Origin of the sequence: Paenibacillus favisporus, from assembly GCF_040545415.1 — a bacterium.
Taxonomy (GTDB): domain Bacteria; phylum Bacillota; class Bacilli; order Paenibacillales; family Paenibacillaceae; genus Paenibacillus_AQ; species Paenibacillus_AQ favisporus.
Map to the genome: position 1 here is coordinate 499,395 of NZ_JBEPLV010000004.1, position 22,651 is coordinate 522,045.

Here is a 22,651-nt window from a genome sequence, read left to right on the forward strand (position 1 = left end):
TAAGGAGGAGACGGCAGATGTATATCGTGACATCCGACGAAATGAGAGAGCTGGACCGCCGAACGATCGAGGAGGTCGGCATCCCGGCGGTGGCGCTGATGGAAAACGCCGGCAGAGCTATCGCGGAGGAGGTGATCCGGTGGTGCCGGGAGCGCCGTTATGTCAGCGGCGGCAGCCGGAAAGGCGCCGAGTTCAAGAATGGAAGCCAGGGTGATATTGTGCCGGCGGTGCAAGGGGACGCCGCGCTCCGGCTGGAGGAACCGGAGCGCGAGCATTGGCTCGTCTTGGCCGGCAAGGGCAACAACGGCGGGGACGGCCTGGTCGCGGCGCGATACTTGCGTGAAGCGGGCATGCGCGTCACGATCGTATACGCCGCAGAGCCCGGCAGCCTCACAGGCGAGGCGGCGCTGCAGCGGGACGCGGCCCGCGCATTGGGCATCCCGGTGCTCGTCCACGGTCGGGACGACGTGGACTTCACCGCCTGCACAGGCATCGTGGATGCCCTGCTCGGCACCGGCAGCCGCGGTGCGCCGCGCGGCGCCTACGCCGAGCTAATTGCCGCAGCGAACGGCAGCGGCAGGGACATCGTGTCGGCGGACATCCCGAGCGGGCTGGACGCCGACACGGGGGCCGTGCACGATCCCTGTATCCGTGCACGGCGGACCGTATGCCTCGCGTTCCTGAAGCGAGGCCTGGCGCAGTTCCCCGGCGCGGAAGCCGCCGGGGAGATCGTGGTGCGCGCCATCGGCATCCCCGCGCTGCTGTGCGCGCAGCAGAACGTCAGCACGTTCCTGCTGACGGAGGAGGTGCTGCGCACGCGGCTTGGGGTCGATACGGCGCGCCGCCGCTCGCCGGACGGCCATAAAGGCACGTACGGCCACGTGCTTGTAGCGGCGGGCAGCCTGCCGATGAGCGGCGCGGGCCTGCTCTGCTCGCGGGCGGCCCTGCGCGCCGGCAGCGGCCTCGTCACCTGGGCGCTGCCCGGTCCGCTGCTGCCGCATATGGCGGGCGCCGCGCCGGAGGTCATGCTCGCCTCGGCGACCGCTGCCGACTGGCACGAGGCCTCCGCCGCCCGCGTGCTCGAGCTGCTGGCCGGGCGCGACGTGCTCGCCGTCGGCCCCGGGCTGGGGCGCTTCGAGGGCGACGGACGCTGGCTGCGTACGCTTTGGGAGGAAGCGGCATGCCCGCTGGTCGTCGACGCCGACGCGCTCAACATGCTGGCAGCCAGCGACGACCTGGACGCGTGGAAGCCGCGCCAGGCGGACACGGTGCTGACGCCGCATCCCGGTGAAATGGCGCGGCTGGCCGGCTTGTCCACCGCCGAGGTGCAGCGCGACCGGATCCGCCTGGCGTCCGAATACGCCAAGGCGCACCAGGTGACGCTGGTGCTCAAGGGCGCGCGGACGGTCATCGCCACGCCGGACGGCGATGTGTTCGTGAATGCGACCGGCAGCCCGGGCATGGCAACCGGCGGCGCCGGCGACGTGCTGACCGGCATCATCGCCGGGCTGCTGGCCCAGGGCGCAAGCGGCCCACAGGCCGCCGCGTTCGGTGTGTACCTGCACGGACTGGCCGGGGAAGCGGCGGCGCGGCGCCGTTCCAATCCGGCATCCCTGGTGGCGGGCGATATCATCGAAGCGCTGTAGCCGGCCCGGAGCCGCAAAAGCGGCGGCTACAGAAAGCCCCAGCAGAGCAGGGGAACCAGCAGGGCGAAAATCAGCGTGATGAGTGAATCGCGTACAAACAGCTTTTTCCCGACGTAAAACAGCAGCACCGTACACATGCCCGCCACCGTGGAGGCGATATGGTCCGTTCCTGCGGCGTCATGTACATACAGCGCATAGAAGCACAAAAAACCGGCCGCCGCGTAGATCGAGATTTGTTTGTCCCTGGACAGGGGAGGCAGCACGTACAGTACAAAATCCGCCAGGATGGAGGCGGTCATCGCATAACCGTAGACCCAGTAGGACAAGGGAATGGGCAGATCGTTGTCCGTGGCCGTGGGAAGCTGATCCTGAAGGGGCAGCATACTGGAGATCAGCACCAGCAGGAGCAGCGTCAAACCGGCTGATGCGAGCTTGTTCAGGGCATACAGCCCCGATTTGAGCCTGGACGAGATAAAGGGGGAGCGGTCTGAATTCATCAAGTTTCTCTCCTTGTGATTCCATAGTACGTAGTACAGCATAATCGGATGCCGGAGCAAAGGTGACTGGGAATGTCACCTGCAGACGGCAGAGGTTTTAGCGGTGCAGGTTTGGAGTTCCGCTGCTGAAAAAAGTAAAAATTAGCGTGAATATGATCAAAATACCGTCAAAGCTGCTGACGGTATTTTTTTTATAATATCAAGTATAAATTCCAGAGCCATTGCTTCCTGATATGGCAAGAAAAACTTCCTTTAGACGCGGCCTGTCTTCTTTGAAGGTACCTCGATCGACGTTTTTCTTTTAATCAAATCAGGCTATAAGGAATGCAGAAGAAACGGGGTGTGGAGCTTGGAACAACGAATGGAAACGGCCGCGGCAGCGCCGCCGGGCATAGGGAAACGCACCCGGAAGAGCGGCTCCCTCCAGCGGGGCGAAACGTTGTGGGGAATGCTGTTTGTCAGCCCGATGCTGCTCGGGGTATTCATCCTCGTGTTGGTGCCGATCGTCGCAACGATGGTGCTCGGATTTGCCGACTGGAACTTTGTGCAGGGGTGGAACGGCATCCGCTGGGTCGGATTTGAAAATTTTCGAAATTTGCTTCATGATGACATGTTTATTAAGTCGGTCCGCAATAATGTCATCTTTCTGCTGACCGTGCCGGTGTACATGCTCATTTCGATGGTGCTCGCCATCCTGATCGATCGGTTCGTGTACATGAAGAGCTACTTTAAAGTCGCTTACTTCATGCCCTATATCTCGAGCGTCGTCGCGGTGGCCGTCGTTTGGCAGGTGCTGTTCCAGCCCTCCTACGGCCCGATCAACGAACTGCTCAAATCGATCGGGGTGCATGATCCGCCAAAATGGATTGCCGATCCGCATTTTGCGCTGCTGTCGATCATGATGATTTCGGTCTGGATCTCCATCGGCTTCAACATGATCATTTACATCGCCGGGCTGCAGTCGATCCCGCGCGACCTGTACGAGGCGGCTGACATCGACGGCGCCAACGGTTGGACAAAATTCACCCGGATTACGGTGCCGCTGCTGTCGCCGACGTCCTTTTTCCTGATGGTGACGGGCATCATTTCAACGTTCAAAGTGTTCGATATTATCGCGGTGATGACACAGGGCGGCCCGGTGGGCTCCACGACGATGATGGTCTGGTACTTGTACGACACGGCATTCGTCAATTTGAAGGTGGGCTACGCTTCGGCGATCGCCGCCGTGCTTTTCGCCTTTGTTATGCTGATTACCCTTGGACAGTGGTCCGCCCAGAAGAAATGGGTCAATTACTAAGCGAAAGGAGCTGAGCGGAAAATGACGACACGTACCGGGCCCGACTGGCGCAGGCTGGTCATCACCGTGGTCATGCTGGCGGTCAGCATCCTGTTTCTGATGCCGTTCATCTGGATGCTGGTCACTTCCTTCAAGATTGAAAAGGACGTCTTCGTCTACCCGATCCAGTGGATCCCAAGGAAATGGAACGCGGTGGCGAATTATAAAGAGGTATGGTTCGGCGATTACCCTTTTTATCTCTATTACTGGAACTCGATCAAGGTAAGCGTGCTGACGACGCTGATCTCCTGCACGGCGTCGGCCCTGGCCGCCTACGGATTCTCCAAAATCCAGTTTGCCGCCGGCCGCTGGCTGTTCATGATCGTGCTGATCACCTACATGATTCCGGGGCAGGCCATCCTGATTCCGCAGTTTATTTTATACCGCAACATCGGCTTGTTCGACAGCCACTTTGGTCTGATCATTCTGGGCAGCTTCAGCGTGCTGGGCACGTTCATGCTCCGTCAATTCTTTATGGGCATTCATCAGGAGTTCATCGAGTCGGCGAAAATCGACGGCGCGGGCCATCCGCGCATCTTCTCCTCGATCGCGCTGCCGCTCGTGAAGCCGGCGGTGGCGACTTACGCCATTCTGCGGTTTATCTGGACATGGAACGATTACCAGAATCCGCTGATCTTTCTGCGGAGCGACCGGCTGTTTACGATTCCGCTGGCGATGCAGAAGTTTACGTCTTTAAGCGGGGAGTTTTACTCGCTGATTATGGCCGCGGCGGTATCCGCCATTTTCCCGCTGCTGCTGATTTTTATCATTGGGCAAAAAAACGTCATCGCTGGCATCGCCCTCGGGGGAGTCAAGGGCTAGCATGGGTCAAGATAGCAGGATCAACGGTCAATTTAGCGTCATGAGCCGGGGGAACGGCCCCGGTATAATCAAAGCGTCAGATACGGGAAAATGCAGCCGGCAGGCGGTGGGCATACGGAAACATGTGGAGGCATATGAGGCACACGGAGCCAGGCGGATAAAGTGGCATATGGCCCGAGGCCGGTGTCCTGTTAGCCCTATGGGAGTTGGCGGTAGAAGCATTTTCACGGGCGAGCATAATCCAAGGGAGGTTATTGAGGGATGAAGAGAAAAAGATGGCTTACCGGCGCGGCAGCCGGCATGCTGCTGATCAGTTTGCTGTCAGGCTGCGGGGGAAGCAGCGGCGGCGGGGATAGCGAAGGGGCGGCGTCCGGCTCCGGCGGATCAAGCGGCGGCCAGGACAAGGTCAACCTGAGATTATACACCTATGGAACCGAGGAAGCTTACAATTGGAGCAAGACGCTCAAGGCCTACGAAGACGCCAACCCCGGCGTCACGATCGAGCTGGTGCAGCTCAGCGAAAAAGGCGATACGCAGGAGGCTTCCAAGAAGCTGGATCTGGAGGCGGCGTCCTCCGCGCAGATGGACATCCTGATGTTCAGCGATCCGGCCGGATACGCGCAGCGCGTAGCTTTGGGCATGGCGGAGCCGCTGGACGACTACATTGCCAAGGACGGTTATAAGGAAGAGACGGATTATAAAGTCGATACCCGCCTGAACGGCAAGGTGTATGCGCTGCCGGGCAAGTTCAACCCATGGTATGTGCTTTTGAACAAGGACCATCTGGATGAAGCAGGCCTGAGCGTGCCGACGGATTGGACGTGGGACCAGTTTGCCGATTATGCGAAAAAGCTCACCAAGGGCGAAGGTGCAAGCAAGCGCTACGGCACGTACTTCCACGGCCCGCAGGGCGGGGGCTGGCTCGAATTCCTGAAGCTGAAGATGGAGAATCAGCCGGAAAACTCCGACTTTCTCAAGGCCGACGGCTCCTCGAATCTGGATGATCCCAATTTCCGAGCGACGCTGGAGCTGCGGCTGAAAATGGAAAAAGAGGATCAGTCCTCCGTTCCGTATACCGATATGATTTCGCAGAAGCTCAATTACCGGACGCAGTTTTTTAACCAATCGGCGAGCATGATCGTGATCGGCAGCTGGATGAATACCGAAATCGGCGGGACGGATAAGGTGCCGCTGGAGTAGCCGTCGCGCCGTTCCCGAAAAACAAAGAAGGCGATCCCACGGGCATCACCCCGGTCACGACCGATTATGTCGCTGTCGCCGCCAAGTCCAAGCATAAGGAAGAAGCCTACAAATTCGTTCGCTGGTATACAACCGAAGGGCAGACGGTCCAAGGTAAAAATATTCCGGCCTGGAGCCAGGTGAAGAGCGACCAGGTGGAGCAGATTATCGATACGATCCTCGCCGGCACGAAAACCCCGGAGAAGGTCGACAAGAAGTCATTGGTCGACACGCTGGTCGCCTCGAAAGCATCGGCGATCGTACCGCCGGCCTCCTACCAGGCCGAAGTGTTCAAAGCGGTCAACGAGGAATACGAGAAGCTGATCCTCGGCAACCAGGATATCGATGCGACGGTGAAAAACTCGCAGGAGCGCGTGAACAAAATCATCGAATCCAACCAAAAATAATTTTGGTATAATATGATCCAAAAACAGGGGACGGCGATTTCGTCCCTTTTTTGTACCCTGGGGGGACCATCATGATCAACCGGCTGCGGCACTTGGCGCTGCGCTCGATCCGCCACAAGCTCATTTTCGCGTCGATTGTCTGCATTGTCGTTCCCGCGGTCATCAGCCTGATCGTATACAACGGATTATCGCGGGAGGCGGTGAAGCGGCAGGCCGTATCGAACGCAAGGGATTCGCTGCAGCTGGTGGCCGGATCCGTCACGAACCTGCTGTCCAGCAAGCTGAACATTGCCAACTACATTCAGGTCAATTCCGGTTTGAACACCTACTTCAAGCAGGTCGCCTCAGGCAACGAGGAGAAGGATCCGTACCGCCGGTTCACCGAGGCGAACCGGGTGCTGGAGCAGCTCGACAGCTTGACGGTGGTAGGCGAGCAGACGTATGTGACCGTGCTGCTGACAAACGGGGCGTATTACATGAATTATTCCGTAAGCGATTACAATCCGCCGGACCTGACCCGGCAGCCCTGGTTCAGGCAGATGAAGGAGCTGAGAGGGCTGGAATCTTATTGGACCGGGCCTGAGCGAACCGTCTACGTGCAGGATCAAGCCGATCACCCCTATCAGCTGTCCATTGCCCGGTCGCTGCGGCTGGCCAATTCGGAAATTTACGGCTATGTGGTGGTGTCTTGGGTGGAGGACCAGGTTAGCGGCATCTTTGACCGGCTCTCCAAAGGAAACCGGGTGCTGATGGTAGACGGCTCGGGCACGATCGTATCGGGACCGGCCGGCCAAATCGGCAGGAAGTTTGCTTATGCTGATCTGAACGAGGGAAACAAGCCGTATTCGATTGAACGGATCGATGGGGAGAAGTTCCTGATGGTGGAGCAGGAGATTCCGATGAACGGCTGGCATCTCGTGCTGATGCAGCCGTATCGGGACGCAATCGTGGACCTGAATGCCATCTTCAGCAAAGTATTTCTGTTCGAAATGATCTCGTTCTTCGTCTTCCTTCTGCTGCTGATCGTGCTGGTGCGCAGGTTCACGACGCCGCTCGTCCGGCTTGGCAAGGTAACGAACGCGGTGCAGCGCGGCAACCTGGACGTGCGTTCAGGCGTGGCCGGCAACGATGAGATCGGGCGGCTCGGACTGTTGTTCGACCAGATGCTGGACCGGGTCAAAGAGATGATCGCCGAGGTGTCGGACCACCAGGCCCGCAAGCGAAGGGCCGAGCTTAAAATGCTGCAGGCGCAGATTCATCCCCATTTTTTGTTCAACGTGTTAAATTCCATCCGGATGAAGGTGATGAAGCGCGGCGATCCGGAGAGCGCCAAAATGATCGGCTCGCTGTCGGTCCTGCTCCGCATGACGATCAGCCGCGAGGACGACGAAATTTTGCTGCACGAGGAGATCGACTTGATTTCCCATTACGTCGCTCTGATGAACCTGCGGCAGAAGGAGGAGGCCGTGCTGCAGCTGGATATTGACCCGGAGGCGTTTCTGATCAAAGTGCCGCGCTTCTTCCTGCAGCCCCTTGTCGAAAATGCGATGATTCATGGGCTGAGCCGCCAGGCGGGCACGATATCGATCCGGGCGGTGACGGAGGCGGAGCGGATCATTTTGACGGTTGCTGACGACGGCGCAGGAATAGAAGAGGAGCGAAGGCAGGAGCTGATGCGGATCCTGAACGGAGCCGCTTATGCAGCCGAGCCATTTACATCAAGCGGATCCTTTTCAGGCATTGGCCTGCCCAATGTGGCGGAGCGGATGAACATGATGTTTGGCGATGGATTCCAGGCTTGCGTGAACAGCGAGCCGGGGGCCGGAACCGTGATTGAAATGCATATTCCACGGAAGGAGGGGCTGCGGGATGTATAATGTCATGCTGGCCGACGATGATTACCCCGTGATTGAGCTGCTGTCAGAGACGATCCGCTGGGAGGAGCTCGGGTTGAGGCTGATGTCCACCCACGAGAACGGATGGAGCGCCTGGGAGCAGGCCCAGCGCCAGACCCCGGATATTCTTATTACGGATATCGGGATGCCCAAGATGGACGGCTTGGAGCTGTCGGGACGCATCCGGGAGCTGAATCCCGCCGTGCGAATCGCCATTTTGTCCTGTCACAGCGAGTTTCAGTATGCGCAGCAGGCCGTCCGTCTGAACGTACAGGACTATCTGCTGAAGGACACCCTTGACCCGGAGGATCTGGTACAGCGGCTCACCCGGTTCAAGCAGGCGATGGATGAGGAGAAGCAGGCCGGATGGGAGCACAGCCGGATGAAGCGCATGTATGATGAGGCGAAGGAGCTGCGGAAGGAACAAAGCCTGAAAAACCTCATCGATCTGCCCCTGCTGTCCCCGGAGAACTGGAGGAAGGAAGCTGCGGAGTACGGCCTGCTCCGGGAAGGCGAGCACACCCTGCCGGTCGCCGGATTTCTGGAGAACTACCGGCAGGTGAAATACCGCTTCTTCTCGGATCAAACGCTGCGCTTTGCCGTCGGCAACGTCCTGAAGGAAGTGCTGGAGAACTTTGCACCATGCGGGGTACACGCGGGTTACGATGCCAGAACCTGGCTGCTGTTTTTCTCCGGCAAGCCGGGGCTTCATCGGAATTTATATGAGGAAACGGCGCAGATGCTGAAGGAAATCCAGTCCGCGCTGCGAAAAGTACTTAAGGTTGACATGTCGCTGTGCATCGGCGAGCCCTGCGCTTCGCCGGAGAGCTTGAAGCAGGCGCTCGGCGGTCTGCTGGCCTCGGGCGGGCTGCGTTTCTATCTGGAACCCGGAGAGACGGTGAAGCTGCGCGCATCAAGGCCGAAGCCGGAGACGGAGCCGGAAGGGGATGACCTGCCGCCGCGGGATCTGTTCAGCTTCTACGATGAGGCACTTGGCGAGCTGCGCGGGGCCTTGCTGGACCGGGAGCCGCAGGCGATCCGGTCGGCGACGGCCGCCTGGACCGCGAGAATCCGCAAGGAGCGGTATCCGCCGGAGGCGGTGAAGGATTGGGTCCTCAAGCTGCTGCTCGATTTGAAGCTGAAGCTTCAAGCCATCCCTTCCGTTTCGACGGCATCGTCCGCGGATACGCTCCATAAGGAAATCGCGGACATCGATTCGCTTGCGGATCTTCATGCCTGGCTGAACGGGCATCTGGAGTCGTGGGCGGCGACCGATTTTGGCGGACATAAGTCCGGCAGACGGCCCGAGATTACCGAAGCCTGCGTGTACGTCACGCGGCGGCTGCACAGCCGGATTTCGCTGGACGAGGTGGCGGAGCACCTTCACATGAACACCAGCTACTTCTGCCGGCTGTTCAAGAAGGAGACGGGCAGCACTTTTATCGAATACGTGACCCGGCTCAAAATGATGCGGGCCCAGGAGCTGCTGGACCGGACGGGAGCGACCGTCGGGGAGATTTGCGAGCAGCTGGGCTATGACAATCAAAGCTATTTCATTAAGACATTCAAATCTTATGCCGGCGTGACCCCGGTCGAATACCGGAGCCGGCTGCGGTGAGGCTTGGACCGCATAAGAGAGGAGGATTCGCAATTGCTGGAATCATCATCCCGTCATGAGCAAGGAAGTCCGTCCCTGAAGGAAGTGGCTCATGACATGGCTCCCGCCGGGTTGGACCTGTATTATCCGGACGGTGACGCGGCCCGTTTCTGGCAGAAGGTCCGGACCTCGGACCTGTATGAAGCGGACCGGCGTGAAATTCAGGCGGAAGGTCAGCGGCTGCTGGGACTGCCGCTGCCGGTATTAACGTACTCACTGTATGCCGACTTTGCCCGCACCGGGCGCCGGCTCGGCTATGAGCGGGTGTATTTCGAGCGGCGCCGCCGGCTGAATACCTTTGCGATTCTGACGATGCTTGAGCCGGAGCGGGATGAATACCGCGAGGCTCTATGCGATACGCTGTGGCTTATTTTGGAGGAGTATACCTGGTGTCTCCCCGCCCACCTGGGAGAAGGGGACGCCGGGGGCGAGATCGATCTGTTCAGCGCTGAAACCGGCTTTGCGCTCAGTGAGCTGCTGTACCTGGCGGGCGACGGTCTGCCGCCATTGATCCGGAGCCGGATTCGGGATGAAGTGCATCGCCGCCTGTTCGAGCCGTATTTGGCCCGGGAGTTTCACTGGGAGTCGGCCGTACATAACTGGTCCGCCGTGTGCGCCGGCTCGATCGGCGCGGCGGCGCTGCTGCTGATGGAGGAGGCGGACTGTTTGGCGGCCGTTCTGGCGAAGGCGGAGAGAAGCATGCACTGCTATCTGACGGGGTTCGGTGAAGACGGCGCTTGTCAGGAGGGGCTCGGGTACTGGAATTACGGATTCGGTTATTTTACGTACTACGCCGATCTGCTCCGGAAGCGGTCCCGTGGACGGCTGGACTGGTTCGCCAGCGACAAGGTCCGCCGCATCGCGCTGTTTCAGCAAAAATGCTTTCTTGGCGGAAGCGCGGTGGCGAACTTTTCCGACTCCAGGCCAAGCGGCAGCATTCACCTGGGGCTGTCGGATTATCTGGCCGGCCTGTATCCGGAGTTCCAGCGGCCGCCGGCGCGCCTCCGGGCTGCGTTTACGGAGGATCACTGCAGCCGCTGGGCGCCGGCCATCCGGAATCTGCTGTGGCGGAGCGGGGAGCCGGCCCAGAGCGAGTGGGGGCCGTTCTTCGGCTACCTGCCCGACGCACAGTGGCTCATCTGGAGGCATGCCGGCCCCAGCTGCGCGTTCGGCTTTGCGGCCAAAGGCGGGCATAACGCCGAGCCCCACAACCATAACGACCTCGGGCAGTTTATGCTGTACGGGGACGGCGAGTTTTTCCTCGCCGACCTCGGCAGCGGGGAATACACGAAGTCGTATTTCGGACCGGAGCGCTACACCTACGACTGCAACGGCTCACAGGGGCACAGCGTGCCGATCGTCGGCGGCCAGTATCAGGCCGAAGGAGAGGACAGCCGGGCGGTGGTCGAAGAGGCTTATGCCGATGAGGCTGGAGCTGTGTTTGGCGTGGACCTCACGCAAGCCTACCGGTACGCGGGGCTGGAAAGCCTGCGCCGTGCGCTCAGCTGGGAGATGCAGGGAGGGCTGCCGAGTCTGGCGCTGACCGACGAGTACCGGTTTGCGGGAGCGCCAAGCTCGGTGGTGGAGCGGTTTGTCACCCGCGTCCGGCCGCGGCTTGCGGGGGACCTTATCGAGCTGCAAGGATCAGGAGAGCAGGGCCTGAAGCTGATCATGCGTTATGACGGCGGGATGCTCTCGCCGGAGATCACCCGGCGGATGTTTATGGACCATGACGGATGTGAAGCCGAATGGTACACGATCGATTTGACGGTCCGGAAGCCGGAGCCCTCCATCCGGGTTGCCGTCACCTTCGAGTTTGAGCCAAATGACGAGGAAAGCGGGGATCGGGAGTGAATATGACGGAACAGGCCGCGCAAGCGGTATGGGTAAATGAAGCTTGGGGGAAGGCGCTGGATAAAGTCCGGCGCACGAGCCAGCGCATCGGGGCGGGATTTCCCCATGCCAGCCCAAACGGCGAGTATGTGCTGGAACCCCCGCACTGGTGGACGGCGGGTTTCTGGCCGGGGCTGCTCTGGCTGCTGTACAACGGCAGCGGGGACGAGCGTCTGAGGGGGATCGCCGAGGAATGCGAGGCCCGGCTCGATGAAGTGCTGGACGGCTACACCCGTCTCGACCATGATCTCGGATTTATGTGGACGCTGACGAGCCTGGCTTCCTACAAGCTGACGGGAAGCGAGGAGTCGAAGCGGAGGGCGCTCAAGGCGGCCAATTACCTGGCTGCCCGCTTCAATTTGAAAGGCCGGTTCATCCGCGCCTGGAATCCGTGGTCCGAAGGCGAGGACAATACCGGCGTCGCCATCATCGACTGCGCCATGAACGTGCCGCTGCTGTTCCAGGCGTCCGCCATGACCGGCGATCCGCGGTACCGCCACGTCGCCGAGGCGCATATGGACACGGTGGCCGCCGACTTTGTCCGGCCGGACGGCTCCGTGTACCACATCATGCGCTACGACCCGGACACGGGCGAGCGCCTCGGCGGCCTCGGGGGCCAGGGTTATGCCCCGGAGTCGGCCTGGTCCCGCGGCACGGCCTGGGCCATCTACGGCCTGACGCTGGCCTATCATCATACCGGCAAGCAGGCCTATCTGGACACGGCCAAGCGCGTCGCCCACTTCTTCCTTGCCAATCTGCCGGAAGACCACGTGCCGCACTGGGACTTCCGGGCGCCGCTGGAAGAAAGGCAGTACCGCGACTCCTCAGCCGGCGCGTGCGCGGCCAGCGGGCTGCTCCTGCTGTCGGAGCAGGTGGGCGAGCTGGAAGCAGCCGTCTACCGTGAGCCGGCCGTGCGCATGCTGGAGTCGCTGTACGTGAACTACGGCGCTTTTGACGATCATGCGCAGGAAGGCCTCATTTTGCATGGGACGAGCCATTATCCGAACCAAACGAATGTGGACGTGCCGCTGATTTATGGCGACTTTTTCTTCGTAGAGGGCCTCGCCCGGCTGCAGGGGAAAGGACCGTTTTATTGGGAATAAGCGGGCATTGTATTGCGGCGTATGGGCGATTTGAACGTGTAAGGTTGAGCGGTCGAAGCCGTTTTTTTACAGCTGAATACTTGAATTGACGAAAGGAATGGGACTTTAGGGTCTCATTCTTTTTTTATTTTATACTTTTCTAAACTTAATAAAGGGTGAGAAGCGTTATTTTAGCAGCGATAAGTTAAATATTTTCCAAAAGCGATTGAAATTTCATGATTGTCATTATATGATTACTTAAAACATTTTAGTTTTATTTAAATAAAATACATGTGGAAAGCGGTTTACAGGTCGATGAAACGGTAAAAAGGGAGGGATCGGTCGCTGGGCCGCGGCAGGCGTCACGATGAAGCAGCGCTGTGCGGATCAATGAATGCGTTTTCGCAAAAGGCTGAATGATCTTATTTTCTGAGATTTTATTTGTTGGAGGGAGCAAACATGAACAGAAGGTGGGTTTCGGCATTGTTGATGATGATGCTGTTCGTCACGGTTCCGGGGCAGGTATTTGGCACCGGGTCGGACAGTACGGCGGAGAAAGGCGGCAAGACACAGGGGCAGCAGGGACAGGCGCCGGTGTATCAAAACGTATCCGTACACGATCCATCCATCGTGAAGGACAGGGATACGTATTACGTATTCGGTTCGCATATTGAGGCGGCCCGATCAAAGGACCTGCAGAGCTGGTCCCGCTTTACGAACGGGTATACGACGCCGGGCAACGTGCTGTATGGCGATCTGGCGCAAAATTTGGCCGGGTCGTTCGCCTGGGCCGGACAAAATGATTCGGACAGTAAGGGCGGTTTTGCCGTGTGGGCTCCCGACGTGTTTTGGAATCCCGAATATGTGAATGCGGACGGCACCAAAGGCGCCTATATGCTGTACTACTGCACGTCCTCGACGTATATCCGGTCGGCCATCGGGTTTGCCGTGTCGCCAAAGATCGAGGGGCCTTATCAGTATGTCGATACCCTGGTGTACTCCGGCTTTACGGAGGGCGATGCCAAGGATAAGGACAGCGTGATCAATAAAAAGTGGACGAACACGAACATTCCGAAGCTGATCGATGCCGGACAGCTCAGCGGGGCAAGCGGTGCCTGGTTCAACGCTGACGGGTCGTTTGCCAACGGCACGTATCCGAATGCGATCGATCCGAACCTGTACTATGACAAAAACGGGCAGCTCTGGATGTCTTACGGCTCCTGGTCCGGTGGTATCTTCGTCCTTCCCGTGGACCCGAAGACCGGCAAGGTGAAATATCCCGGCAAAGACGGCAAGACCGCCGACGGACGCCTGGTGGACCGGTATTTCGGCACGAAGGTGGCCGGAGGCTACGGCAAATCGGGCGAAGGTCCGTATGTGGTGTTTGATAAAGCTACCGGCTACTACTACCTGTACATGACCTACGGCTGGCTGGGAGCTGATGGCGGTTACAACATGCGGGTGTTCCGCGCGAAGAACCCGGACGGACCGTATGTGGATGCCCAGGGCCAGAACGCCGTTCTACCCGGAGACACGGACAACGCGCCGTACGGCAACAAGCTGATGGGGAACTACCTGTTTGCCAGAGACGTAGGTGATCCGGGCACCGGCATCGGCGTCGGCTATGTGTCCCCGGGACATAACTCCGTGCTGCTGGATGATGCGACCGGCAAGCGGTTCCTCGTCTTCCATACCCGTTTCCCGCAGATGGGCGAAGCGCATGAGGTGCGGGTGCATCAAATGTACATGAATGAGGACGGCTGGCCGGTGGTTGCCCCATACCGGTATGCAGGAGAAACGTTGAGCAAGGTGGACCGTCAGGACCTGATCGGGGAATATAAATTCATCAACCACGGAAAAGGGACGACGGCGGATATCCAGTCCTCCGTGTATATCCGGCTGAACAAGGACAACACGATTTCGGGCGACTTGACCGGCACTTGGAAAAAGACCGGGCACAACGAGGCGGAGCTTGTCATTGCCGGTTCTGTGTACAAGGGCGTCTTCGCCAGCGGCTGGGATCCGGTGTCCGAGCGTGATGTCATGACCTTCACGGCTTCTTCGCGGGAGGGCGTGGCGGTCTGGGGCAGCCGGCTTGAAGACAAAACCGATCAGGCGCTGGTTCAGGACGTATACAATGATCTGAGTCTGGGGGATACGGCGAAGGTCGTGTCGGACCTCACCCTTCCGGCGGAAGGAACCCGGCACACCGCGATTTCCTGGAAGAGCTCGGACGAAGCGGTCGTATCGTCCTCAGGTGAGGTGCACCGTCCGGCGGGCGGCGCCTCGGCCCAAGCGGTGCTCACTGCAACAATCACCAAAGGCGGCGCGTCGCTGACGAAGTCTTTTACGGTGTCTGTTCTGCCATACCAGGACGCCAAGCTGTCTGCTTATTACGGCCTTGAGGGTAACTTTGCGGACAGTCAAGGGCGGTTTGCCGCAGGCACGGTGACCGGCGACCGGATTGACAAGTCCGGCGGCAGCATCACCTTCGCTGAGGGCAGACAAGGCCAGGCCGCCAAGTTCGACGGAGCCTCCGGGATCCGGCTGCCGGACGGACTGATTTCAAACAATGCCTATTCGGTTGCGCTGTGGATCAAACCGGAGGAGCTGACGACGTACACGACGGCCTTCTTTGGCGCGAAGGACGGCGACCATTGGGTGAGCCTCGTGCCCCGGGGAGCCGTCGCCAACAATACGATGGTGTGGTCGGGCAGCACGAGCTGGTATGACGGGGCGACCGGACTGACCATTCCGACCGACGAGTGGTCGCACCTGGCCTTTTCCGTGGAGAACGGCACGCTGACCGTGTACGTGAATGGGGTGCAGAAGTTCAAGGGAGCGAACTTCCCGGACTGGTTTACCGGCACGAAGGCAAGCTTTAGCCTGGGCGTCAACTGGTGGGATCCGCCGTTTAAAGGTCTGATCGACGAGCTGCGCGTGTATGATGGCGCGCTGACACCTGCGCAGGCGGCGGATTTGGCCAAGAATCCGTCTTAAACAATGGAGGGGGCCAGTTTCTATTCTGGCCACAAATAAGAGGGACAAAGCGAAAGATGACCTTTCGCTTTGTCCCTTTTTTGAAGAGATAAGAAAGTATAAGTTTCGGAGCTTCTGCTTCCTGATCTCGCAAGAAAAACTTCCTCTAGACGCGGTCTGTCCTCTTTGCAAGTACGTCGATAGACGTTTTTCTTAAGATTACAGAATTTATTTTCTTTAGCAGCGGTTACAGGTTCGGCAGTACTTTGCGCGCGGCGAGGAACAACCAGGTGCTGAGCACAAATGGCAGGGTCAGAGCGGGCAGGCCGTAAGGCAGAATCCAGGTATCGATGCCGGCCGTAACCGGCACCGTTACCGCGGCGGCAATCAGCCCGGTGAGCAGCGCCCAGCGGCTTTTGGCGTCAAATACGGCGCCGACGGCGAGGATGGTCAGGACGGCGTTGTACCCGTACAAGCCGAGGTTCATCAGCGATATTTCCGCGCCAAGTCCCAATGCGGTAAGCCACCCGGCTATAGAGCCGATGGCCGCATAAATGCCAAGGCGCCAGTTCCCCCACAGCACGGCGACCCAAATCAGCAGGCAGGGCCAAATCCCGTCCTGAAAGTAAACTTGTCCGACACCGTCCACAAGGCTGCGGAACAGGTGGATGGCTCCTTCCGGATGAAGCGTCCAGTGGGACAGGTCCTGCGGAGCAAGATCCGGGCTAAGCCGGAACAGGCTCAGCCGGTAGGATGCCATCAGCAGAAACCAAGTGACGACAATAAAAGGGAGCGTCAGAACCGGGAGCCCGCTGCCCCGCATCGCATGCATCATAGCGGCTGTGAGGAGGGCGGCGGCTGCGGCACCGGCCAGCGCGATGACCCACCGGTCCGAGCCTCCCAGATAGAGCGATAACGAGATGCCGGCCAGCACCGAGTTGTAGCCGAGCAGCCCCTGCTTGACCGCATCGCGGTCGGCACCGCCCCACCAGCCGATCAGCGTAGCGATGCAGGCCGACAGCAGTGCGATGAGGCCTACCCGGACCGAGGAGATCAGAATGGCGATCAGGATGAGGAGGCCGGAGACGGTATTTTCGACCAGGATTACCTGAGAAATCCCCTTCAGGACGGCTTCCGCAAAAGCGGGCAGTCTCCAAGCCCCGAAGAGATAGCGTTCGATTTTCAGCATCATATTCCCCTTTTCCTTTGAAGTGCTTTCGAGATATCCGGGCATCCCTCCATGACAAGATGTGATAGATATATGTAATTTATTATATATATAATTTATGATATATTAAGGCTGCGGGGTTATCAATCACAAAGTTTTTCGCCCGGAAAGGCCACAAACAAGCGCATCGCGGACGGGAAATCGAAAAGAGACTGCCGCACACAAATGTATCCGAATGGATAAGGAGGCCGAAAGCACAATGCAGCTGCTGCCGCGTGAGGTTGATAAGTTACTGATAGTTGTCGCCGCGGATCTTGCAAGACGCCGCAAGGAAAGGGGGCTTAAGTTAAACCACCCGGAAGCTGTTGCCTACATTACCTATGAGGTATTGGAAGGGGCGAGGGACGGACGTACCGTTGCCGAACTAATGGAGTATGGGGCGACCATACTGACCCGTGCCGATTGCATGGAGGGCGTACCCGAAATGATCCACGATATTCAGGTGGAGGCTACCTTCCCGGACGGCACTAAACTCGTCACCGTACATAATCCGATACGATAGGAGGAATCGTGATGATCCCAGGGCAATTATTTTTGCAAACCGACGACATTGTGTGCAATGAGGGAAGGGTCGTGTCCCGGACGAAGGTGACCAACACGGGCGACCGCCCGGTGCAGGTCGGGTCCCATTTCCACTTCTATGAAGTGAACGAAGCGCTGCAGTTTAATCGCAAAGACGGCTTCGGCATGCATCTGAATATTCCGGCAGGGGCGGCAGTCCGCTTCGAGCCGGGGGATGAGAAGGAAGTTGAGCTGGTAAGTTACGGCGGAGAGCGACGCGTATACGGCTTCAACAATAAAACCGACGGTTCCGTGGAAGGGGGCCCCCGCCCATGACTTTCCGGATGCCTAGAACGCAATATTCGCAAATGTACGGCCCGACCACCGGCGATTCAATCCGGCTCGCGGATACGGACCTGATCATTCAAATCGAGAAAGACTATACCCACTATGGGGACGAAGTGGTGTTTGGCGGCGGGAAAGTCATCCGGGACGGCATGGGACAGCATCCGCTCGCCACCCGCGCCGAAGGGGTCCCGGACGTCGTGATCACGAACGCCGTAATCCTGGATTATACCGGTATTTACAAGGCGGACATTGCCATTCGCGACGGGAAAATCGCCGGCATCGGCAAGGCGGGCAATCCGCTGGTGATGGAGAAGGTGGACATCGTCATCGGGGCATCGACGGAGATCATCGCCGGGGAAGGCATGATCGTCACGGCCGGCGGCATTGACAGCCATGTGCACTTCATCAGTCCTTCCCAGATTGAAACGGCCCTGTCCTCTGGCCTGACGACACTGATCGGCGGGGGCACCGGCCCGACGGCTGGCTCCAAGGCAACAACGGTCACCCCTGGTGAGTGGAACATCCACCGCATGCTGGAAGCTGCGGAAGGGATGCCGGTCAACGTCGGCTTTACCGGTAAAGGCCAGGCCGCCGCAATCGAACCCCTTGCAGAGCAGGTCCGGGCGGGGGTGATCGGGCTGAAGGTTCACGAAGACTGGGGAGCGACGGCATCGGCACTGGATCATGCGCTGACCGTGGCGGACCAATATGACGTGCAGGTAGCGGTACATGCCGATACCCTCAATGAAGGGGGCTTCATGGAGAACACGATGGCCGCGATCAAGGGCCGGGTGATCCACATGTACCATACCGAGGGTGCGGGCGGCGGCCACGCGCCGGACTTGATCAAGTCCGCAGGCTACCCTAACGTGCTTCCTTCATCCACCAATCCGACGCTGCCCTATACCGTGAACACGATCGACGAGCATTTGGACATGCTCATGGTGTGCCACCATTTGAACCCGTCGATTCCCGAGGATTTGGCGTTTGCGGACTCACGGATTCGGCGCGAGACGATTGCTGCAGAGGATATTTTGCAGGACATGGGCGTATTCAGCATGGTCAGCTCCGATGCCCAGGCTATGGGCCGGATTGGGGAAGTCATTCTGCGCACCTGGCAAACCGCTGACAAAATGAAAAAGCAGCGCGGCTCCCTGCAGGGTGACAGCGAACGGTCTGACAACAACCGCGCGAAACGATATGTCGCCAAATATACGATCAATCCGGCCATCACCCACGGTATTTCCGAATATGTGGGCTCGGTCGAAGTCGGCAAGATGGCCGACCTGGTCATTTGGAATCCGGCCTTTTTCGGGGTGAAGCCCGAGTTGATTCTGAAGAACGGCATGGTGGTTCAGAGCCTGATGGGGGATGCCAATGCGTCGATTCCGACGCCGCAGCCGGTCATCTACCGGCCAATGTATGCACAGTACGGCAAAGCTCTGGCTTCCTGCTCCGCTACGTTTATATCGCAATCGGCCTTTGATCTGGGCGTCCACGAAAAGCTGGGTCTGCAGAAAATCGTCCTGCCCGTCCGCGGCATTCGCTCTTTGACGAAAAAGGACATGCGGCTTAACAGCGAAACGCCAGAAATTACGGTCGACCCGCAGACATACGAGGTTCGGGTGAACGGGGATTTGATCACCTGTGATCCGGTCAGCGAGGTGTCGATGGGCCAAAGGTATTTCCTATTCTAAGCATGGAGGTAAGCGCGTTGATCATTGAACAAATCGTAGGCAATCTGGACCGATTGGAGCCGGAGGAAATCAAGAAACGCCATACCGAGAAGGTGTATCTGGAGAGTTCCGATCTCGTGAAACGGATCCAGCGCGTCAAGACCGACCACGGAAAAGAAATCGGGATTCGGCTGAAGGACCCTCGCGACCTTGTGGCAGGCGACATTTTATATATGGATGACACCAACATGATCGTGATCGATGTGCTTTCTGACGACCTGATCGTAATTCATCCGCGCAGCCTGAAGGAGATGGGGACGATCGCCCATCAGCTGGGCAACCGCCATCTTCCGGCACAATTTGAAGGCAATGAGATGCTTGTCCAGTACGACTATTTGGTGGAGGAACTGCTGATACAGCTCGGCATCCCGTACCAGCGGGAGGAGCGCAAGGTGAAGCAAGCCTTCCGCCACATCGGCCACAGCCATGGATAAATCGATGTTGTCCCTGCTGCAGCTGTGCGACTCCAACTTTCCGACCGGGGCTTTCAGCCATTCGTTCGGCCTGGAGAGCTACATTCAAGAGGGGCAGGTGCATGATCCGGCGACCTTTGCGAATTGGCTCGGCGTTTATTTGAACCAGCAGCTGGTGCATGCCGACGGGCTCGCCGCGCGCTGCGTGTTTGACGCCGTACAGGGGAACCGGCCTGACGAGGTGTGGAAATGGGACCGGCTGCTTACCGTGCAGAATCTGGCACGGGAGACGAGGGAAGGCACGCAGAAGATGGGGGACCGGATGCTTGCGCTCATCGAATCGATGTACAGCTTCCCCCTTCTCTCGCAATACCGGCAGCGCATCCGGGGCAAGGACAGCTTCGGACATCCCGCCGTCGTCTTTACGATGACGGGTCACCATTTGGGAGCAAGCCGGGAAGATACGCTTGTATTTTATCTGTACTCGGTGGTGGTCGGCCTGGTGCAAAATGCGGTCCGGGCCATCCCGCTCGGGCAGACGGCGGGGCAGCGAATCATCCGCGACGTTCAGGAGGCGCTGCCTGCTGCTGTCGACCGGATTCTCGCCTTGGACGAAGAAGACTTCGGCGTCCTGTCGCCGGGAATCGAGCTGTCCCAGATGAAGCATGAACGCGTCAATATCCGGATTTTTATGTCCTAAACTATTAATCTATAGAAAGAAGTGTTGAGGATGGAGCCGATCCGTATTGGAATTGGCGGCCCGGTAGGGGCCGGAAAAACGATGCTGGTGGAAAAGCTGACCCGCCATCTTGACGGCGAAATCAGCATGGCAGTAGTCACCAATGATATCTATACGAAGGAAGACGCCAAATTTCTGATGGCTAACGGGGTGCTCCCAGACGATCGGATCATCGGGGTGGAGACTGGAGGCTGTCCGCACACGGCAATCCGCGAGGATGCATCGATGAATTTCGCGGCGATCGATGAGCTGAAGGAAAGACATCCCGACGTACAGCTCATCTTCGTTGAGAGCGGAGGGGATAACCTCGCCGCTACGTTCAGCCCGGAGCTCGTTGATTTTTCCATCTATATTATCGACGTGGCCCAAGGAGAGAAGATTCCGCGCAAAGGCGGGCAGGGGATGATCAAATCGGACCTGTTTATCATCAACAAGACCGATCTGGCGCCTCATGTCGGGGCACGGCTGGAAGTGATGGAATCGGATACGAAGGTGTTCCGCGGCAACAAGCCGTTTGTCTTTACGAATCTGAAAAAGGAAGAAGGGCTTGACCAGGTCATCGCCTGGATCAAGGATAACGCCTTCCTCCACGGTCTGAGCTAGGTTATGAAGGATTGGACAGGCATTCTGCGGCTGGAGGCGGAAGAGCGGGACAGCAGGACGGTCGCGCGGAACGTCTATTTTCAAGGGGCCTTCAAGGTGATGCGTCCCATCTATCACGACGATTCCGGGCAGCCGTGTTATTATTTGCTGAATCCGGGGGGCGGCTACCTGGATGGGGACCGCTATCATCTTGGCATATCGCTGCTGGAAAACGCCCGGCTCACGCTGACGACGCAGTCGGCCACCAAAATCTACAAAACGCCGAACACGCCAGCGTACCAGGAAACGGAGATTTCGCTGAAAAAGGGAAGCTATCTCGAATACATTCCCGATCCGCTGATCGGTTACGAGCATGCCCGGTACGATCAAAAGACGGTGATCCGCATGGAAAAGGGGGCGTCGCTGCTGTACTGCGACAGCGTCACCCCCGGCTGGTCGCCCGAAGGCACCCTGTTCAGCTACGACACCCTTCGGCTTCGCACGGAGATCTATATGGACGGCGAGCTTGCCGTCTACGATCATATTAAACTGCAGCCTGCCGGCCAGCTGGTGAATGGGCTGGGGTTTCTGGAGGGGTACACGCATCTGGGATCGATGCTGTTCATCGGGGAAGAGGCGGATGCCGGACTGCTTGACGAGCTGTACAGCGCCGTTCACCCGGAGCCGGACGGGGTCCGGATCGGCATGTCGCTGCTAAATGTCCCCGGCCTGGCTGTCCGGATCCTAGCTCACTCCACCCAGGCGGTGGAACGGATCCAGGCGGAATGCCATCATCTCGTCAGCCGCCGTCTGTTCGGCAGGAATCCGAGCTTTCTGCGCAAATACTAGTTTCTTCCGCCGGCCGCAGCGATCCGTCCCGCCGGCTGCATGCTCTTCGCCAAACTTCTTTGCTAGCTTTTTTAGCCGGAAAGGTACCATTTCGAGATCATTGCGGATACACTGGTAGTATACAAGCCGGATAAAGCTGCCGGTTCGAGGTATATATCTATAAGAACGCAAGGAATGAAACGAAATGAACACATTAGGTTACGCAATACTCGGCGTGCTGGCCCGTACGCCGTGTTCGGGATACGAACTGGCTGCTTACTTGGAGGTTTTGTGGCCTGCCAAGCACAGCCAGATCTATCCGCTGCTGAATAAAATGGAGCAAAAGGGCCTGGTGGCATATGAGCATGTGGAGCAGACGGGACGGCCAGACAAGAAGACGTATTCCATCACGGATCAGGGCCGGGAGGCACTGGGGTCCTGGGTGGAAGAAAAGCCGGCGGACCCCGCAGTGCGGGACGAGTTCCTCATCAAGGTTTACTCGATGTGGTTGACCGATGAGGAGAACGCCAGAAAGTTGATCCTGGAACGGATCTCCAAGCTGAAGCTGAGAGTGACGGTCCGGGAGAAAAAAATTGCGTCGGTGGAGAAGGACCATACCCGCGCCTCCTCCAAGCATTTCGGGAGGTACGTGCTGCTGAACCGCAGCAATGTTCTCGACAAGGAAGAGATTTCGTGGTGCAAGTGGGTGCTGAATCTGATGGATAATCCGCTGATTGTCAAGTTTGTGATCGGGTTCATCGGCGCCGGCACGTTCAATACATTGATCCGGGGCATTTCGATGCTGTCCGAATGTTGACCGGCT

General features: G+C 58.5%; 18 protein-coding genes and 1 pseudogene. 17 read left to right on the plus strand and 2 right to left on the minus strand.

All coding sequences use genetic code 11. From position 1 onward, the window contains the following. Positions 1-17: 17 nt before the first annotated feature. Positions 18-1,646 carry an NAD(P)H-hydrate dehydratase gene (locus ABID47_RS20135; RefSeq protein WP_354499361.1) on the plus strand — a complete coding sequence of 543 codons (1,629 nt, stop codon included), beginning with the start codon at positions 18-20 and terminating at the stop codon, positions 1,644-1,646. A gap of 26 nt (positions 1,647-1,672) precedes the next feature. On the opposite strand, the gene ABID47_RS20140 is transcribed toward ABID47_RS20135, so the two are convergent. Further along, positions 1,673-2,143: a hypothetical protein gene (locus tag ABID47_RS20140; RefSeq protein ID WP_354499363.1), complete on the minus strand. Its 471-nt coding sequence runs from the start codon at positions 2,141-2,143 to the stop codon at positions 1,673-1,675. Positions 2,144-2,504: 361 nt separating this feature from the next. On the opposite strand from ABID47_RS20140, the gene ABID47_RS20145 reads away from it, so the two are divergent. From ABID47_RS20145 to ABID47_RS20180, 8 genes and pseudogenes are all read left to right on the plus strand, one after another. Beyond that, positions 2,505-3,440: a carbohydrate ABC transporter permease gene (locus tag ABID47_RS20145; RefSeq protein ID WP_354499717.1), complete on the plus strand. Its 936-nt coding sequence runs from the start codon at positions 2,505-2,507 to the stop codon at positions 3,438-3,440. Between the two features lie 21 nt (positions 3,441-3,461). Next, entirely contained in the window at positions 3,462-4,301 is an 840-nt protein-coding gene (locus ABID47_RS20150; RefSeq protein WP_094599721.1) for a carbohydrate ABC transporter permease, read from the plus strand. 261 nt (positions 4,302-4,562) lie between these two features. Beyond that, positions 4,563-5,947, plus strand: a pseudogene (locus ABID47_RS20155) (ABC transporter substrate-binding protein). Positions 5,948-6,018: 71 nt separating this feature from the next. Beyond that, positions 6,019-7,824: a sensor histidine kinase gene (locus ABID47_RS20160; RefSeq protein WP_354499365.1), complete on the plus strand. Its 1,806-nt coding sequence runs from the start codon at positions 6,019-6,021 to the stop codon at positions 7,822-7,824. Next, positions 7,817-9,460, plus strand: coding sequence for a response regulator transcription factor (locus ABID47_RS20165; protein WP_354499367.1), 1,644 nt, complete (start codon positions 7,817-7,819; stop codon positions 9,458-9,460). Before ABID47_RS20160 ends, ABID47_RS20165 begins: the two co-directional genes overlap by 8 nt. A 33-nt stretch (positions 9,461-9,493) precedes the next feature. After that, positions 9,494-11,353: a heparinase II/III family protein gene (locus ABID47_RS20170; protein ID WP_354499369.1), complete on the plus strand. Its 1,860-nt coding sequence runs from the start codon at positions 9,494-9,496 to the stop codon at positions 11,351-11,353. 2 nt (positions 11,354-11,355) lie between these two features. After that, positions 11,356-12,495 carry a glycoside hydrolase family 88 protein gene (locus ABID47_RS20175; RefSeq protein WP_354499719.1) on the plus strand — a complete coding sequence of 380 codons (1,140 nt, stop codon included), beginning with the start codon at positions 11,356-11,358 and terminating at the stop codon, positions 12,493-12,495. A 438-nt stretch (positions 12,496-12,933) separates the two neighbouring features. After that, complete coding sequence (locus ABID47_RS20180) at positions 12,934-15,474, plus strand: LamG-like jellyroll fold domain-containing protein (RefSeq protein WP_354499371.1); 2,541 nt, start codon at positions 12,934-12,936, stop codon at positions 15,472-15,474. A 226-nt stretch (positions 15,475-15,700) separates the two neighbouring features. Here the strand turns inward: ABID47_RS20180 and ABID47_RS20185 are convergent, their stop codons facing one another. After that, positions 15,701-16,645, minus strand: a complete 945-nt coding sequence (locus tag ABID47_RS20185) for an urea transporter (RefSeq protein ID WP_354499373.1) — start codon at positions 16,643-16,645, stop codon at positions 15,701-15,703. A 235-nt stretch (positions 16,646-16,880) separates the two neighbouring features. Here ABID47_RS20185 and ABID47_RS20190 point away from each other — a divergent pair, with 235 nt between their 5' ends. The 8 genes from ABID47_RS20190 (at position 16,881) to ABID47_RS20225 (ending at position 22,645) form a co-directional block, all read left to right on the plus strand. Further along, complete coding sequence (locus ABID47_RS20190) at positions 16,881-17,183, plus strand: urease subunit gamma (protein WP_354499375.1); 303 nt, start codon at positions 16,881-16,883, stop codon at positions 17,181-17,183. An 11-nt stretch (positions 17,184-17,194) separates the two neighbouring features. Further along, positions 17,195-17,518 (plus strand): urease subunit beta, encoded by a 324-nt coding sequence (locus ABID47_RS20195; RefSeq protein WP_354499377.1) that lies wholly within the window; start codon positions 17,195-17,197, stop codon positions 17,516-17,518. Beyond that, on the plus strand, positions 17,515-19,227 hold the full coding sequence (gene ureC / locus ABID47_RS20200; protein WP_354499379.1) for an urease subunit alpha: 1,713 nt from the start codon (positions 17,515-17,517) through the stop codon (positions 19,225-19,227). The genes ABID47_RS20195 and ureC overlap by 4 nt, the downstream gene beginning before the upstream one ends. 17 nt (positions 19,228-19,244) lie before the next feature. Then, a complete protein-coding gene (ureE, locus tag ABID47_RS20205) occupies positions 19,245-19,700 on the plus strand; it encodes an urease accessory protein UreE (protein WP_354499381.1) in 456 nt (151 codons plus the stop codon). Further along, complete coding sequence (locus ABID47_RS20210; protein ID WP_354499383.1) at positions 19,693-20,379, plus strand: urease accessory protein UreF; 687 nt, start codon at positions 19,693-19,695, stop codon at positions 20,377-20,379. Before ureE ends, ABID47_RS20210 begins: the two co-directional genes overlap by 8 nt. Before the next feature lie 30 nt (positions 20,380-20,409). Beyond that, the gene (ureG, locus tag ABID47_RS20215; RefSeq protein WP_145026839.1) at positions 20,410-21,021 is read left to right on the plus strand and encodes an urease accessory protein UreG; all 612 of its coding nucleotides are present in this window, start codon (positions 20,410-20,412) and stop codon (positions 21,019-21,021) included. A gap of 3 nt (positions 21,022-21,024) precedes the next feature. Beyond that, complete coding sequence (locus ABID47_RS20220) at positions 21,025-21,849, plus strand: urease accessory protein UreD (RefSeq protein ID WP_354499386.1); 825 nt, start codon at positions 21,025-21,027, stop codon at positions 21,847-21,849. Positions 21,850-22,033: 184 nt separating this feature from the next. Next, positions 22,034-22,645: a PadR family transcriptional regulator gene (locus ABID47_RS20225; protein WP_354499388.1), complete on the plus strand. Its 612-nt coding sequence runs from the start codon at positions 22,034-22,036 to the stop codon at positions 22,643-22,645. Positions 22,646-22,651 lie beyond the last annotated feature (6 nt).